The organism is Citrobacter sp. LUTT5 (assembly GCF_009905315.1).
Classification (GTDB): domain Bacteria; phylum Pseudomonadota; class Gammaproteobacteria; order Enterobacterales; family Enterobacteriaceae; genus Citrobacter; species Citrobacter freundii.
The window spans coordinates 248,368-264,518 of record NZ_CP047606.1 but is presented as its reverse complement, the minus strand read 5'-3'; the positions used below and the strand labels follow the sequence as shown (position 1 = coordinate 264,518).

15 protein-coding genes and 1 riboswitch are annotated in these 16,151 nt (G+C 54.6%); of the genes, 8 read left to right on the top strand and 7 right to left on the bottom strand.

The features are described 5' to 3' along the window. Positions 1-14 precede the first annotated feature (14 nt). Positions 15-260 (bottom strand): sulfurtransferase TusA, encoded by a 246-nt coding sequence (gene tusA / locus GUC46_RS01230; protein ID WP_003023404.1) that lies wholly within the window; start codon positions 258-260, stop codon positions 15-17. A 168-nt stretch (positions 261-428) separates the two neighbouring features. Between tusA and GUC46_RS01225 the strand changes: the two genes are divergently transcribed. Then, positions 429-1,094, top strand: coding sequence for a 7-cyano-7-deazaguanine/7-aminomethyl-7-deazaguanine transporter (locus GUC46_RS01225; RefSeq protein ID WP_003837818.1), 666 nt, complete (start codon positions 429-431; stop codon positions 1,092-1,094). 72 nt (positions 1,095-1,166) lie between these two features. Further along, entirely contained in the window at positions 1,167-1,724 is a 558-nt protein-coding gene (locus GUC46_RS01220; protein WP_003837816.1) for a DcrB family lipoprotein, read from the top strand. A 3-nt stretch (positions 1,725-1,727) separates the two neighbouring features. On the opposite strand, the gene GUC46_RS01215 is transcribed toward GUC46_RS01220, so the two are convergent. Then, positions 1,728-2,945, bottom strand: a complete 1,218-nt coding sequence (locus GUC46_RS01215) for an MFS transporter (protein ID WP_016151126.1) — start codon at positions 2,943-2,945, stop codon at positions 1,728-1,730. Positions 2,946-3,078: 133 nt separating this feature from the next. Here GUC46_RS01215 and GUC46_RS01210 point away from each other — a divergent pair, with 133 nt between their 5' ends. From GUC46_RS01210 to nikR, 3 genes are all read left to right on the top strand, one after another. Beyond that, positions 3,079-4,128: an AI-2E family transporter gene (locus GUC46_RS01210; protein ID WP_160179668.1), complete on the top strand. Its 1,050-nt coding sequence runs from the start codon at positions 3,079-3,081 to the stop codon at positions 4,126-4,128. A 62-nt stretch (positions 4,129-4,190) separates the two neighbouring features. Then, entirely contained in the window at positions 4,191-4,769 is a 579-nt protein-coding gene (acpT, locus tag GUC46_RS01205) for a 4'-phosphopantetheinyl transferase AcpT (protein ID WP_130715256.1), read from the top strand. 49 nt (positions 4,770-4,818) lie between these two features. Then, positions 4,819-5,220, top strand: a complete 402-nt coding sequence (nikR, locus tag GUC46_RS01200; protein ID WP_003023387.1) for a nickel-responsive transcriptional regulator NikR — start codon at positions 4,819-4,821, stop codon at positions 5,218-5,220. Between the two features lie 95 nt (positions 5,221-5,315). On the opposite strand, the gene GUC46_RS01195 is transcribed toward nikR, so the two are convergent. Genes GUC46_RS01195 through GUC46_RS01185 form a run of 3 tightly spaced genes read right to left on the bottom strand, consistent with a single transcriptional unit; the run spans position 5,316 to position 10,251 of the window. Further along, positions 5,316-6,440, bottom strand: coding sequence for an ABC transporter permease (locus GUC46_RS01195; RefSeq protein ID WP_003837801.1), 1,125 nt, complete (start codon positions 6,438-6,440; stop codon positions 5,316-5,318). After that, positions 6,440-9,187 (bottom strand): ribosome-associated ATPase/putative transporter RbbA, encoded by a 2,748-nt coding sequence (gene rbbA, locus GUC46_RS01190; protein ID WP_130715257.1) that lies wholly within the window; start codon positions 9,185-9,187, stop codon positions 6,440-6,442. Before rbbA ends, GUC46_RS01195 begins: the two co-directional genes overlap by 1 nt. Continuing rightward, complete coding sequence (locus GUC46_RS01185; protein WP_160179665.1) at positions 9,184-10,251, bottom strand: HlyD family secretion protein; 1,068 nt, start codon at positions 10,249-10,251, stop codon at positions 9,184-9,186. Before GUC46_RS01185 ends, rbbA begins: the two co-directional genes overlap by 4 nt. A 401-nt stretch (positions 10,252-10,652) precedes the next feature. Further along, positions 10,653-10,836, top strand: a riboswitch (M-box (ykoK) riboswitch). Between the two features lie 55 nt (positions 10,837-10,891). Between GUC46_RS01185 and GUC46_RS01180 the strand changes: the two genes are divergently transcribed. Beyond that, positions 10,892-11,905 carry a magnesium transporter gene (locus GUC46_RS01180; RefSeq protein ID WP_003837796.1) on the top strand — a complete coding sequence of 338 codons (1,014 nt, stop codon included), beginning with the start codon at positions 10,892-10,894 and terminating at the stop codon, positions 11,903-11,905. Positions 11,906-11,943: 38 nt separating this feature from the next. Here the strand turns inward: GUC46_RS01180 and GUC46_RS01175 are convergent, their stop codons facing one another. Then, on the bottom strand, positions 11,944-13,137 hold the full coding sequence (locus GUC46_RS01175; RefSeq protein WP_057101814.1) for an NAD(P)/FAD-dependent oxidoreductase: 1,194 nt from the start codon (positions 13,135-13,137) through the stop codon (positions 11,944-11,946). Between the two features lie 229 nt (positions 13,138-13,366). Between GUC46_RS01175 and pitA the strand changes: the two genes are divergently transcribed. After that, positions 13,367-14,866, top strand: a complete 1,500-nt coding sequence (pitA, locus tag GUC46_RS01170; protein ID WP_003023373.1) for an inorganic phosphate transporter PitA — start codon at positions 13,367-13,369, stop codon at positions 14,864-14,866. 64 nt (positions 14,867-14,930) lie between these two features. Here the strand turns inward: pitA and uspB are convergent, their stop codons facing one another. Beyond that, on the bottom strand, positions 14,931-15,266 hold the full coding sequence (uspB, locus tag GUC46_RS01165) for a universal stress protein UspB (RefSeq protein ID WP_003023371.1): 336 nt from the start codon (positions 15,264-15,266) through the stop codon (positions 14,931-14,933). A gap of 392 nt (positions 15,267-15,658) precedes the next feature. Between uspB and uspA the strand changes: the two genes are divergently transcribed. Next, the gene (gene uspA, locus GUC46_RS01160; RefSeq protein WP_003023368.1) at positions 15,659-16,096 is read left to right on the top strand and encodes a universal stress protein UspA; all 438 of its coding nucleotides are present in this window, start codon (positions 15,659-15,661) and stop codon (positions 16,094-16,096) included. Positions 16,097-16,151 lie beyond the last annotated feature (55 nt).

Here is a 16,151-nt window from a genome sequence, read left to right as displayed (position 1 = left end):
TCCGGCAAACAAAACTAGTGACCTTTACGCAGCAGATAGCGGTACGGCAGCGAGTCGGTCTCTTTGGCCACCAGCTCATGCTCCATAAAGGTACAGAAGCCAGGAATATCGCGGGTTGTTGCCGGATCGTCGGCGACAATCAGCAGTGTTTCACCGGCCTGCATGCCACGTACGGTTTTACGCACCATCATCACCGGTTCCGGGCAGCGCAGTCCCTGGGCATCAAGAGTATGGTCGGGGGAAGTAAACAGGTCGCTCATCGTCGTCTCATTCATACAAAAACGGCGTTATTTTACGCTCTGTTGTGGCGTAAGCCAATCAGGTTAACGATTGCGTGAAAAACAACCATTGCAATGTGCTCTTAAAGCAGTATCATGCGACGGTTTTTTATTGGGTTCCCTCACCCCATCCAACAAAAAGGTCACAATATGACTCCGTTTACACAAACTCAGCGCGTAAAAGCGTTGTTCTGGCTATCGCTATTTCATCTGCTGGTGATCACCTCCAGCAACTATCTGGTGCAGCTTCCAATCTCCATTTTTGGTTTCCATACCACATGGGGCGCGTTTAGCTTTCCGTTTATTTTCCTCGCGACCGACCTGACCGTGCGTATTTTTGGCGCGCCGCTGGCTCGACGTATCATCTTTGCGGTGATGATCCCCGCGTTGCTGATCTCCTATGTCGTTTCGTCCCTGTTTTATATGGGATCGTGGCAGGGATTTGGCGCACTGCTGCACTTTAACCTGTTTGTTGCCCGTATCGCCGCCGCCAGCTTTATGGCTTACGCGCTGGGACAAATTCTGGATGTGCATGTCTTTAACCGCCTGCGCCAGAACCGTCGTTGGTGGCTGGCACCGACAGCGTCCACACTATTTGGCAATATCAGCGATACGTTGGCCTTCTTCTTTATCGCTTTCTGGCGTAGTCCGGATGCCTTCATGGCCGAGCACTGGATGGAAATCGCGCTGGTCGATTACTGTTTCAAGGTGCTGATCAGCATTATTTTCTTCCTGCCAATGTACGGCGTGCTGCTGAATATGTTGCTGAAAAGGCTGGCAGATAAATCCGAAATCGCTGCATTGCAGACGAGTTAAAGGTTCATTTTCCGAGTTGTGATAAGATGGACGAATGAGCCGTTATGGCCGTTTATCGAAAGGAAGAAGTCAATGCGCAATCTGGTTAAATATGTCGGTATTGGCCTGCTGGTTATGGGGCTTGCAGCCTGTGATAATAGCGATACAAAAGCGCCAGCCGAGGGTGCTGCCGCAGAAAGTAGCGCCAGCGGACAACCGGTCAGCCTGCTGGACGGCAAACTCAGTTTTTCCCTGCCAGCGGATATGACCGATCAGAGCGGCAAGCTGGGCACCCAGGCGAACAATATGCACGTCTATTCTGACGCAACCGGCCAGAAAGCGGTGATTGTGATTGTTGGCGACAACACCAACGAAGACCTGGCCGTGCTGGCAAAACGTCTGGAAGATCAGCAGCGTAGCCGCGACCCACAACTGCAGGTCGTCACCAATAAATCTATTGAGCTGAAAGGCCACACGCTGCAGCAGTTAGACAGCATCATCTCAGCCAAAGGCCAGACCGCTTACTCTTCCGTAGTGCTGGGTAAAGTGGACAATCAACTGCTGACCCTGCAAATCACGCTGCCTGCTGACGATCAGCAAAAAGCGCAGACTACCGCAGAAAACATCATTAACACGCTGGTTATCCAGTAACGGTTAAGACGATGACGCGGCCTCCGGTGACACCACCTGAGGCCGTTTTTTTAGCCGCCAGGTCAGCAATAGCGCCACCGCCACCAGCCCAGCGGCCGCCAGATAGATAACCGGCACGCCCGCCCACGTCATTATCAACCCGGCCAGCGGCCCGGTAACCCCCAGCGATAAATCCATAAACACCGTGTAGGTCGCCAGCGCAGCGCCCTGATTTTGCTGCGGGACGGCTTTTACCGCGACCACGCCCAGCGCCGGGAAAACCAGTGAGAACCCAGCCCCAGCCAGCAGAACGCCGATTTTCGCCATCCACGGCATGGAAGCCATCCCGACCAGCAGCAGCCCGACAATCTCGACGCTAAAGCAAATCATCGCCACATTCAGCCCGCCTAAACGGTTGATACCATTTGGGAACAACAGTCGAGTGCCGACAAATGTGCAGCTAAAAAGCGTCAGCGCGAAAGCTGCGCCGTCCCAGCCTTTGGCATCATAAAACAGGGTAATAAACGTAGCGATCACCCCAAATCCAGCGGAGGCCAGGGCCAGCGCCATACCGTACAACCAGACACGCCCGAGCACCGCGCGAAACGGCAACGGTTTGCCTTTGCTGGCCTTCACCGCAGGACGAGGGAGCGCCAGCAGTATCGCCACCAGCGCCACGCCCATCACGGTCAGCGCCAGCCCCTGTAAGCCCCCCCAGGCATAAAACAGAACGCCCAGCGGCGCGCCTATCGCCATCGCGCCATAGGTCACGATGCCATTCCAGGAAATCACCCGTCCGATGTGCATTGAGCCAACCACCCCCACGCCCCACAGCGTAGAGCCAGTTCCGGCAAAGCTCTGCCCAATCCCGAGAATCACCCGCCCCAGACACAGCAGCAGCAGACTAGCCAACGGCCAGCCGTTCGTTGATCCTGCCAGCAAATAGCCCAGACCACTTAAAAAGCAGCCACATAGCCCGAATACCACAATTTTCTTTGGCCCCAGCAGGTCAGCATAGCGACCTGCATGCGGACGGCTCAGCAGCGTAGCGAAATATTGCAGGCTGATAACCAACCCAGCCCAGAAGGCGCTGAACCCCATCACATCGTGGACGTAGCCCGGCAATACCGCGAGCGGCAGGCCGATGGTCAGATAGCTGGCGAAGTTGAACATCACCACAGAGACAATGCGCAGGTTAAGGCGTAAACCGCTCAGCGTCGGTTCAGCGACGGGTTCGGGCATGGAGGGTCACCACGTTTTCACAACAGTGTTTCATTTCTACCATGTTGCCGCGCAGAAATCAGCAGTCAGTTTAGGAATCTCAGCCGCAAGCCAGCCGCTACACTTAATGCAAAAACGCAAACAGGAAGAAAATATGACAACCGCTCAGCCCGATAAAACGGGTTTGCACATTTTACTCAAACTGGCTGCTCTGGTGGTGATCCTCGCCGGTATTCATGCCGCGGCGGATATCATTGTGCAACTGCTGCTGGCCCTCTTTTTTGCCATTGTATTGAATCCACCGGTCGCCTGGTTTATTCGCCGGGGAGTACGTCGCCCGGTTGCCATTACGCTCGTAGTGGTGGTGATGCTGTTCGTCCTCACGGCACTGATCGGCGTCCTCGCATCTTCGATCACGGAATTCATGGCCATGCTACCCAAATACAACAAGGAGCTGACACGTAAGGTCCTGCATCTGCAAGAGATGGTTCCCTTTTTAAATCTGCATATGTCCCCGGAGCGCATGCTACAACGCATGGACTCCGACAAAATAATGACCTTCACCACCACGCTGATGACAAGTCTTTCCGGCGCCATGGCCAGCGTCGTTCTGCTGGTGATGACGGTCGTCTTTATGCTGTTTGAGGTACGTCATGTTCCTTATAAGCTGCGCTTTTCGCTGAACAACCCACAAATCCATATTGCGGGGCTGCATCGGGCGCTCAAGGGCGTATCTCACTATCTGGCACTGAAAACGTTGCTCAGCTTATGGACCGGTGCCATCATCTGGCTGGGTCTGGCGCTGATGGGGATTCAGTTTGCTCTGATGTGGGGCGTGCTGGCCTTCCTGCTAAACTACGTGCCCAACATTGGCTCGGTCATTTCCGCCGTCCCGCCCATGATCCAGGCGCTGCTGTTCAACGGCATTTACGAATGCGTACTGGTTGGTGCGCTGTTCCTGGTGGTGCATATGGTTATTGGCAATATCCTCGAACCCCGCATGATGGGGCATCGGCTGGGATTATCGACGCTTATCGTCTTCCTCTCTTTGCTGGTATGGGGATGGCTGCTCGGCCCGGTAGGCATGCTGCTCTCTGTGCCGCTAACCAGCGTGTGTAAAATCTGGATGGAAACGACCACAGGCGGCAGCAAACTGGCAATTTTACTGGGACCCGGCAGGCCCAAAAGTCGATTACCGGGATAAACTTGCAAACAGCATGTGAAGAGTGGTACACAACCCCATTATTACTAAAGGTTAGTCCTGATATGTACCGGATCGTTCTTGGGAAAGTTTCTGTTTTAAGCGCTGGCGAACTGCCTGCCGCGATGAAAGAGCAAGCGCCGCAAGGTGTTCGCCGTGCGCGCTGGCTGGCAGGTCGCGTGCTGCTTTCCCATGCCCTTTCGCCATTACCGAACATCATCTATGGCGAGCAAGGAAAACCGGCCTTTTCCGCCGACACGCCGCTGTGGTTCAATCTCAGCCACAGCGGCGATGACATCGTCCTGCTGCTCAGCGACGAAGGGGAAGTCGGCTGCGATATTGAAGTTATTCGCCCGCGCGATAACTGGCAAACGCTGGCAAATACGGTATTCAGTCTTGGGGAACACGCTGAAGTTGAAGCCGAACACCCGGAGCAACAGCTGGCGGCGTTCTGGCGCATCTGGACGCGTAAAGAAGCTATCGTGAAACAGCGCGGCGGCAGTGCCTGGCAAATCGTCAGCGTCGACAGTACCGCGCTGACCTCCTCACTCTCCGTCAGCCAGTGCCAGATCGATACTCTGAGCCTGGCGGTTTGCACCCCCACGCCATTTACCCTGACCGTCGACGCCGTACACAGGCTGTAATGTTTTCATTCCCGTGCGCCGCCGCGCAATATCGTAAGGTTGAAATCTGATGCAACGTATCACCATCACACTTGATGACGATTTATTAGAAACGCTCGACGGCCTGAGTCAGCGCCGTGGCTACAACAACCGTTCCGAAGCGATCCGCGATATTCTGCGCGGCGCACTGGCGCAGGAAACCACTCAGGAGCACGGCACTCAGGGCTTCGCGGTGCTTTCGTATGTTTATGAGCATGAGAAGCGTGACCTGGCGAGCCGCATTGTTTCTACCCAACACCACCACCACGATTTATCGGTCGCCACGCTGCACGTGCACATCAACCATGACGACTGCCTGGAAATCGCCGTACTAAAAGGCGACATGGGCGATGTACAGCATTTTGCCGATGACGTGATCTCCCAGCGCGGCGTGCGCCACGGTCATTTGCAGTGCCTGCCGAAAGAAGAGTAATTGCCTGTTTCGTTGCCGGATGGCGGCTACGCATTATCCGGCCTACTCCGTTACCGTTTGTAGGCCAGGCAAGCGAAGCCCCCTGGCAATAATGTTTACGCCATCGTGCCAATCGTCTTTCTAAAGCGCAGCAGCGCTATCAGGAAGAACGCGCTGCCAATCGCCAACAGCGTCAGGAACTGCGGCCAGACGATGCCAAACCCAGCGCCGCGGTAAAGTATCGCCTGCGCGAGGCTGACAAAATGGGTAGTTGGCATAGTCAGCATTATGTCCTGCACCGCCTGCGGCATGCTTTCACGCGGTGTAGAACCACCAGAGAGCATCTGTAGCGGCAGCAGTACCAGAATCATCAGTAACCCCAGTTGCGGCATAGAGCGCGCCAGCGTGCCCATAAAAATTCCGATCGAGGTGGTGGCGAACAGGCTCAGCGCCACGCCCAGCATAAACAGTGGTATCGAACCTTCAATGGGTACGCCGAGCACGCCTTTTACCATCAGCATCAGCGATAAACCGGAAACCACCAGCACCACCAGACCCATCGACCAGATTTTTGCCATCATGATCTCAAACGGCGTCACCGGCATAACCAGCAGATGTTCTATTGTCCCGTGCTCGCGCTCGCGGATCAGCGCCGACCCGGTAAGCACGATCGCCAGCATGGTGATGTTGTTGATAATCGCCATCACCGCGCCAAAGCGGGCAGGTTCCAGATTAGGGTTAAAGCGCATACGCATTTCCAACGCCACCGGCGGCTCATTGTTGTCACGGTAACGCGCCACAAAGCTGTTCACCTCGCCGCTGATGATATTCTGGATATAGCTGTTGCCGGTAAAGGCCTGGCTCATCCGCGTGGCATCGACGTTAACCTGTATATCCGGCTGCCGACCGGCCAACACATCACGCTGAAAATCAGGTGGAATGTTCACGGCGAAGGTGTAGCGCCCGGCGTCCAGTCCGGCATCCATCTCATCAGCGGTGATCATCTCCGGCGGTAAAAACCACGGGCGATAAAAGCTGTTCACAATCCGGTTCGACAACTGCGACTGGTCCATATCGGCAATAGCAATCGGAGCCAGATGCAGCGAACCCGGCAGGACGGTCGCGGAAGAATAAACCGAAATCGTGAAGGCAAAGACGATCAGCGTCAGCATCGCTTTGTCACCCAGCAAGCTGCGCAACTCTTTGATACCGAGGTTATAAATATTGCGTAATCGGCGCATCACCCCTCCTGTTTTTTCAGCAGTAATACGCTCAGACCAATAACCACCGGAATGGCTACCGCCAGCGGAATAAACAGCTGCCAGAGATCGGTCAGATCCAACGCTTTAGAAAACGTCCCACGCGCGATGGTCAGAAAATGGCTGGTCGGGTAAATTTCACCAATCCAGCGTCCAGGCCCTTCGAGCGAGGCGACCGGATCGATCATCCCGGAAAACTGCGTCGCCGGGATCAGCGTAATAATCGCCGTACCAAAAATGGCCGCGATCTGGCTTTTCATAAACGTGGAAATTAACAGACCCAGCCCGGTGGCAATGGTGACGTACAACAGCGCGGCCAGCGTCAGGGTTAAAAAACTCCCCTTATGCGGGACGTCGAACACAAAAACTGACAGCGCACACAGCAGCAGGAAGTTCAGCATGCCCAGCACGATGTACGGCAACTGTTTGCCGAGTAAAAACTCGCTGCGAGTCGTGGGCGTAACGTACAGGTTGATAATCGACCCCAGCTCTTTCTCACGCACTACGCTGAGGGCGCTGAGCATCGAGGGGATCATCATCAGCAGCAGCGGGATCACCGCCGGAACAATCGCCGGCAGACTCTTTACATCCGGGTTGTAACGATAGCGAGTTTCAATGGTCATCAGCCCGTTTTGCCCACTGGAATTGGGTTGCCGCGCCATCACGTCCTGCAGCCAGGTCTGGTGCATCGCCTGTACGTAGCCTCTGACCGTTTCAGCACGGCTCGGCATTGCGCCATCGACCCAGACGCCAATCTTCACCGGCGTGCCACGCGCGATATCGCGGCCAAAGTTTGGCGGGATCTCTATTGCTACCGCCACTTCGCCCGAACGCATCCGTTTGTCCAGCTCGTCATAACTGGTGAGCGGCGGCTGTTCGATAAAATAGCGCGATCCCGCCAGATTCAGCGTCCACGCCTGGCTGCTGACGGTCTGGTCACGATCGAGCACCGAAAAACGCAGATTTTCCACATCCATGCTGATGCCGTAGCCCATGATCAGCATCAGGATCACTGTGCCCATCAGCGCCAGCGTTGAACGTACCGGATCGCGTCGTAGTTCCAGCGCTTCACGGCGGCTGTAGCTGAACAACCGCCGCAGGCTAAAGCCCTGCCGCGGCGGCTGACTATTTTCATGCGCTATCGGAACATTGGCTGGCGGTAACTGAGCTTCCGGTGCCGGGCCTGCCGCTTCCTGTAACCAGGAGATAAACGCCTCTTCCAGACTGGCAGCGCCACGCTGTTTCACCAGTTCCTGCGGCGTGCCGCTGGCCAGCACTTTTCCGGCGTGCATCAGCGACATCCGGTCGCAGCGCTCCGCTTCGTTCATAAAGTGGGTGGAGATAAAAATGGTCACTTTGTCCTGCCGCGACAGATCGACCATCAGTTGCCAGAACATGTCCCTCGCCACCGGATCGACCCCGGAGGTCGGCTCATCAAGAATGAGCATTTCCGGGCGATGGATCACCGCCACCGCCAGCGACAGGCGTTGACGGATCCCCAACGGCAGCGCGCCGGGCAACGCGTCTTCGACATCGGTCAGCGAAAAACGCTCGCTCATCTCTTGTACACGCCCGGGGATTTCCGCTTCGGGGATATGGAACAGCCGCGCGTGTAGTTCGAGGTTTTGCCGGACGGTCAGCTCGCTGTAGAGCGAAAACGCCTGCGACATATAGCCCACCCGGCGGCGGGTATCGATATTCTTCGGGTCAACCGCTTGCCCAAACAACCAGGCCTCACCTTCGCTTGCGGGTAGCAGACCGGTGAGCATCTTCATGGTGGTGGATTTACCGCAGCCGTTGGAGCCGAGAAAACCGAAGATTTCCCCGCGCGGAATACGAAAGTTAACGTGGTCAACGGCGACAAACTTACCGAAGCGCATAGTCAGGTCTTTCGCCTCAATGGCAATCTCTTCCTGCTCAGCGTGATACGGCGGGATCACCACCGGCTTATGTGCCTGGCGCTGGGCTTCAGGTAGCAGCGCGATAAACGCCTGCTCCAGCGTGTTGCTGTTGGTTTGTTCGCGTAGCTGCTGGGCGCTCCCGGTGGCTAACACCTCCCCGGCGTTCATCGCTACCAGCCAGTCAAAGCGCTCGGCTTCTTCCATGTAAGCGGTCGCAACCAGCACGCTCATGTTGCTCTGCCGCTGGCGAATGCTGTTAATTAGATCCCAGAACTGGGCGCGGGACAGCGGATCGACCCCGGTGGTGGGTTCATCGAGAATTAACAGTTCCGGGTCGTGGATTAACGCGCAGCACAGCCCCAGTTTTTGCTTCATCCCGCCCGAGAGTTTCCCGGCGGGACGGTCGCGAAACGGTGCCAGGCCGGTGCTGTTCAGCAGCTCGGTAATCCGCGCTTCGCGTTCCGCTTTATCATGACCAAACAGCCGGGCAAAGAAATCGACGTTCTCATACACCGACAGCGTATGGTACAGGTTTTTCCCTAACCCCTGCGGCATCCAGGCAATGCGCGGGCAGACATCCCGTCGATGTTTTGGGTCGCGCATATCGCCGCCCAACACCATCACGTTGCCGTGTTCAATGACCCGCGCGCCGGAGATGAGCGACAGCAGGCTCGATTTTCCGACGCCATCCGGGCCAATAAGCCCCACCATACAGCGGGCAGGGATATCCAGCGTGATGTTGTTCAGCGCGACCGTTTTCCCGTAATGCTGACTCACGCCGTCAAGGTGCGCCACGGGAGGAACGGGAACCAGCGCCAGATGCGTCATTGCGGCAACCTCACCACCAGGTCGTCAGGCCAGGGGCGATTTTCATCAACACGCACCCACGCCATGCCCGGCAGACCGGTTTTCACGTACTCCAGATGCTGCTGCAACAGCTCTGGCGGGATACGCGCTTTAACGCGGAACATCAGCTTCAGCCGTTCATCACTGGTTTCGACCGTTTTCGGTGTGAACTGCGCGACACTAGCCACAAAGCTAATGGTCGCCGGAATACGCAGATCCGGCGCGGCATCCAGCACCAGGCGAGCTTCACCACCAATCTTCAATAAACCAGCCTGTTCGGTAGGTAAGAAGAACGTCATGTAGACATCGCTGAGATCGACCATATTCAGTACGCGACCGCCCGCGGAAAGCACCTCGCCCGGTTCGGCGACACGGTACTGCACGCGACCATCGCGCGGGGCTTTCAGCTCGCTGTCATCAATATCAGCGGCAATGCGACGTTCGGTGGCCTGCGCGGCTTCTACACGGGTTTGGGTCTGAATGATGCTGGTACGTGCGGCTTCAATTGCGGCTTTTGCCGCAGAGACCTGCGCCTTGGCGGATTCCAGTGCCGCGCGAGCGCTTTCAGCCGCGGCCCTGTCGTCATCCAGCTGTTGCTCGGATACAGCCCCACGCAGGGATAGCGAACGGGAGCGAACGTGACGTTTAGAGACCGACTGCAGTTCCGCCTCGCGCTGTTTTACCACCGACTGCGCGGCGCGCATTTCACTTTGCCGCTGCTCTAACAGCGCTCGCGCCGCCGCCACCGCGCTTTCGGCTTCTTTGATTTGCGCGACAGCTTCCAGTCGCTGCTCCTGCAGCACGCGGGTATCCATTTTCGCCAGCACCTCGCCCTGACGAACGAACTGTCCTTCCGATACGAGGATCGTATCGATACGCCCGGCAATTTTGGTGGCAATATCCACTTCGGTAGCTTCTATTCTGCCGTTGCTGGCCGCGAAACCTTCCGGAATCCCCGCAGGACGCAACATCCACCATGCTATTGCAGCAACCACCACCACAATACCCGCGCCCCACCACACCAGATGACGCTTAATCTTTTCCATATCCGACCCGCCGTAATCCCTGTTATCAAACGATGCGTGTCACAAAGCCCACTGAACAGCTATTCAGCGGGAGATTCCATCCGGGATGAGAAGGAATGAGAAATAATGGCCAGAGTGCGGACAGGCGTTATAGCAACGCACACCGCGAAGGAAGTGAGTGACGAAAATGCTGCGAAATCGGGTACTAATGTTGTCATCATCAGCGTTCCTGGCCGGAAATGAAACACGCATACTCATAACTGCTGTCTATTGAATACTAACACCTGGATTCAATATGTCTATTCGGTTGTCGTTTCCAGTTCAGCCCTGGCACAAGAAATATTTCGTATATCAACGATTGATAAACAATCGCAACTATAAACCTAATCAATGATTAGGCATCCCTATAATAGCGGCTCATTTACCGATCTCGTTATGGCGAGGCTCCTGTACAAATACAAGTTACCGCCCTGCTGGTATCGAGAGAGACCACTCAGGGAAATACAGGCATCCATCGAATCAAGGTGTTGCCAAGGTAACTTCTGACGATTTCACCATCGGACAGATACGTTGTTCAGTGCTAAAACTAGGACGTAGGGATCTGCCTGTGCTAACCCTGTCTTGTTCGCCCCTATGAGAGATTTTTATAGGGAATTACACCATGTCATCTATGCCACTCTGCGCCGCTCATCATCCTATGCCGGATTTCAATGGCGACGCTATCGCCCAATATATGCGCACCGATTTTATTACTCTGCCAGACCATCTCAGCGTGAACGGCGCTCGCGAGTACTTTGTCTCCCAACTCACAACGGATGACATCCCAGGCCAGGTCTTTGTTGTGGCTGGAAAAGCGCTGCGCGGGGTGTTATCCATCAAGCGCTTATTGCAGGAAAAAGATACGTCGCTGAACATCAATCATCTTACGGACAGCTGTTTATTTCATGTAAAGCCTGATGATGAACGGGCGCAGGTCGTTGCCGAGTTAGCCGAACGCGAAGTCGATCTGGTTGCTGTCGTTGAGAGAGGTGAGCTGGTCGGTTGTCTGATGGAAAAAGAGATCGCTCATCTACAGGAAGATGATGTTACCGAAGACGTTCAGCTTCAGGGCGCCACGCTACCGCTGGAAAAACCCTATCTGGAAATTAGTCCGTGGACATTGTGGAAAAAGCGTTCGGTCTGGCTCCTGCTGCTGTTTGTCGCAGAAGCCTATACCAGCAGCGTGCTTCAGCATTTTGAAGAGGCGCTGGAATCTGCAATTGCCCTGGCCTTTTTTATTCCGCTATTAATTGGTACTGGCGGCAACAGCGGTACGCAGATCACTTCGACGCTGGTACGTTCAATGGCGCTGGGAGAAGTGCGGCTGCGCGATATGGGTCGGGTGATCCGCAAAGAAGTTTCAACTTCGCTGCTGATCGCTCTGACGCTGGGCCTGGCAGGGTGCTTGCGCGCGTGGATGATGGGCATCGGTATGGAAATCACGCTGATCGTCAGCCTGACGCTGGTTTGCATTACGCTGTGGAGCGCCGTGGTGTCATCAGTGATCCCCATGGTGCTCAAGCGTATCGGCATTGATCCCGCCGTGGTTTCAGCCCCGTTTATCGCCACGCTTATCGACGGTACCGGGTTAATTATCTACTTTAAAATCGCCCAGCACTTTCTTGGTCTGAACTAATGATAACGCCCGGCAGCTCAGGTTGTCGGGCGTCACAGTCAGGCTGGCGCTAAATCTTGCGCGCACGCCCAGGCACTCGACCATGCCCACTGGAAGTTATAGCCTCCCAACCAGCCGGTAACGTCCATAACTTCGCCGATAAAATAGAGTCCCGGCACTTTACGTGCTTCCATCGTGCGCGATGAAAGCTCATTGGTATCAACGCCGCCCAGCGTGACTTCAGCGGTACGATACCCTTCTGTACCGTTCGGCTGCACCCGCCAATCGGTCAGCGTCTCAACCAGCGTTTGTTGATCACGCACATTAAGCTGTTTCAGCGAGACGTCCGGGATTTGCCCTAACTGCTGTAAACATTCCACCAGCCGTTTTGGCAACTGCATAGCAAGCGTATTCTTTAAGCTCTGATTAGGGTGGGCGCTGCGTTGGTCATCGAGGAAGCTCGCAAGGTCAACATCCGGCAACAAATTAATGCTGACAAATTCGCCTGGCTGCCAAAAACTGGAAATCTGCAGTACGGCCGGACCAGAAAGCCCGCGGTGCGTAAAGAGCAGATTTTCACGAAAAACGGTGCCGTCCTCGGCGGTGATAACAGAGGAGACCGACACGCCAGAGAGCACCTGAAGCTGCTCCAGCAGTGGCTTATGCAACGTAAAGGGCACCAGTCCTGCGCGCGTTGGCAATACGTTCAGACCGAACTGTTCGGCAATTTTATAACCAAACGGCGTCGCGCCCAGCCCCGGCATAGAGAGACCACCAGAGGCAATAACCAGCTTTTTCGTGCCCACGGTCATCCCGTTCAATTCGAGAATGAAATCATCACCCTCTCGCTCGACGCTCAGGACTTCGCTACGTAACCGCATAGTTACGTTACCTTTTTCACACTCGGCCACCAGCATATCGACAATTTGCTGTGCGGAATCATCGCAGAACAGCTGACCCAACGTTTTTTCGTGCCAGGCAATACCGTGTTTGCCCACCAGGTCGATAAAATCCCACTGCGTGTAACGCGCCAGCGCCGATTTGCAAAAATGGGGGTTTTGGCTCAAATAGGCGGCAGGCTCGACATAAAGATTGGTAAAGTTGCAGCGTCCCCCGCCAGACATGAGAATCTTACGCCCCGGCTTTTTACCATTATCAATCAGCAGTACGCGACTACCTGCTTGTCCTGCCTGCGCGGCACAAAACATACCCGCTGCGCCAGCGCCTATAATAACGGTATCAAACCTTTCCACGTTGCGATCCTCTCTAAAAAGCGGGTGTGAATTGTAAAGATTCCTCAGTGGTCGCACCAGCACCAAACTACCGATAAAGGGTATTTAACTGAAATATATAGGATAATTCTTTAGTGGTGTAAAACAAAGCAGGAGACAAATCAAAAAAACTCTATATTTCACTTTGCCCGCGCCGCCAAAGTCACTGATAATGCGCCGCGTTCATGTCCTCAAAATGGCGTAACGTCCTATGCTACATTTGTTTGCTGGCCTGGATTTACATACCGGGCTTTTACTATTGCTTGCTCTGGCTTTTGTGCTGTTCTACGAAGCGATTAACGGCTTCCATGATACAGCCAATGCTGTCGCAACCGTGATCTATACCCGTGCAATGCGTTCGCAATTGGCGGTGGTCATGGCTGCGGTGTTCAACTTCTTTGGTGTTTTGCTGGGCGGTCTCAGCGTGGCGTATGCCATCGTGCATATGCTGCCAACGGATCTGCTGCTCAATATGGGATCGTCACATGGCCTCGCCATGGTGTTCTCCATGCTGCTGGCGGCAATTATCTGGAACCTGGGTACCTGGTACTTTGGTTTGCCTGCATCCAGCTCCCACACGCTAATTGGCGCCATTATCGGTATTGGTTTAACCAATGCGCTGATGACCGGCACTTCTGTGGTAGATGCACTTAACATTCCGAAAGTTATCGGTATTTTTGCCTCGCTTATCATCTCGCCAATTGTTGGTCTGGTGGTTGCAGGCGGTCTTATTTTCATTCTGCGTCGCTACTGGAGCGGTACAAAAAAACGTGCCCGTATCCACCTGACGCCAGCAGAACGTGAAAAGAAAGACGGTAAGAAAAAGCCGCCGTTCTGGACGCGTATTGCACTGATCCTCTCCGCTATCGGCGTGGCGTTCTCTCATGGCGCTAACGACGGGCAGAAAGGCATTGGTCTGGTGATGCTGGTGCTGATTGGCGTAGCGCCTGCGGGCTTCGTGGTGAATATGAATGCTTCCGGTTACGAGATTACCCGTACCCGTGATGCCATCAATAACGTCGAAGTCTTCTTCCAGCAGCGTCCTGACCTGCTTAAACAGGCTACAGGCGTAGACCAGTTGATTCCGTCCCCGACGGACGCGGCACCAGCGACGACGACAGAGTTCCATTGCCACCCGGCGAATACCATCAACGCGCTGGAACGTGCGAAAGGTATGCTGGCGAACCTGGAAACCTACGACAAGTTAAGCGTCGAACAGCGTGGTCAGCTGCGTCGCATTATGCTCTGCATCTCTGATACCACCGATAAAGTGGTTAAGCTGCCTGGCGTAAGCACTGACGATCAGCGTCTGCTGAAAAAACTGAAAGCTGACATGCTGAGCACCATTGAGTATGCGCCTATCTGGATCATTATGGCCGTCGCACTGGCGCTGGGCATTGGTACCATGATCGGCTGGCGTCGCGTAGCCACCACCATTGGTGAGAAAATCGGTAAGAAAGGCATGACCTATGCCCAGGGGATGTCGGCACAGATGACCGCCGCAGTCTCTATCGGTCTCGCCAGCTACACCGGTATGCCTGTTTCCACCACCCACGTTCTCTCTTCTTCCGTTGCGGGGACGATGGTTGTTGATGGCGGCGGTTTACAGCGTAAAACGGTGACCAGCATTCTGATGGCCTGGGTCTTCACCCTGCCAGCCGCAATTCTTCTTTCCGGCGGGCTTTACTGGCTCTCTCTGAAGCTTATCTAAGCGAATGCACGGTAAAAAAGCGGGTCAGTTTTCTGACCCGCTTTTTTTGTATCTGTCGTTGGCATCAGTGCCAGATAATCAGCGCAACCATGCTGATTAGCACCAGGCCACATAGCGCGCTGGTGAGGATGAACTGACCGCGAACCCGCTCACAGCGGCGAATAAACTCATCATCATGATGATCGCGGTAACGCTGAGCGTAGATATACCACACCAGACGCATCTGCTTGTTCGGTTGCCCATGCGAGGTAAAAAAGCCCCCACCATCTACATACTGGTAAAGCAATGGATCGCAACCACGAAGTACCACTAACAGTGCGCGTAGCGAAGAAAAATAGCGCGCCATATTAACAATGCAAACGACACATAAAGCCCAGAACAATGCAATGGTGCTTATCATACCTCCTCCCCGGCGACCCGCCCACGGAACTCCTTTCCGGGACTACCGCTCCCCGATACCCTGCCAAACCATTCAGTGAAGAGTACAGCCGAACCGTTCGTATTAGTATCACGCATCCGAACGCCTCTCTAGATAGTGTAGGAGATTAGTTAATTTTTTTGCCAGAAGGTTAATCGCTATCAATGCAATTAACTAAAAAATTTGTTTAACTGCTTGGCAAGCAAGGCGGATTGACGGATTATCCTGGTCGCTATAATGTAAGGATAGTCCTTATATGGTACGTTTTTACGACTGGGCTAGCCCCGCGCGCAAGGTTCGCAGGATGCGGATGACGCGGCGGCAGGTAAACGCCAGCAGGCTAGTCATCGACAACTTATGGAAGGAGTAACACTATGGCTTATAAACACATTCTTATCGCGGTTGATCTTTCTCCGGAAAGCAAAGTTCTGGTTGAAAAAGCGGTCTCTATGGCGCGGCCTTACAATGCTAAAGTCTCCCTTATCCACGTTGACGTAAACTATTCCGACCTGTACACCGGGCTTATCGACGTGAATCTGGGCGACATGCAGAAACGCATTTCTGAAGAAACCCACCACGCGCTAACCGAGCTTTCCACCAACGCAGGCTACCCTATCACCGAAACCCTGAGCGGTAGCGGCGACCTGGGTCAGGTTCTGGTTGATGCCATCAAAAAATACGACATGGATCTGGTCGTTTGTGGTCACCACCAGGATTTCTGGAGCAAGCTAATGTCCTCCGCGCGCCAACTGATCAACACTGTCCACGTCGACATGTTGATTGTTCCGCTGCGTGACGACGAAGAAGCATAAAACGCTGGCCGTCGGGAGATAACCCGACGCGCTACCAGTCGTTAAGCCTGTAAAC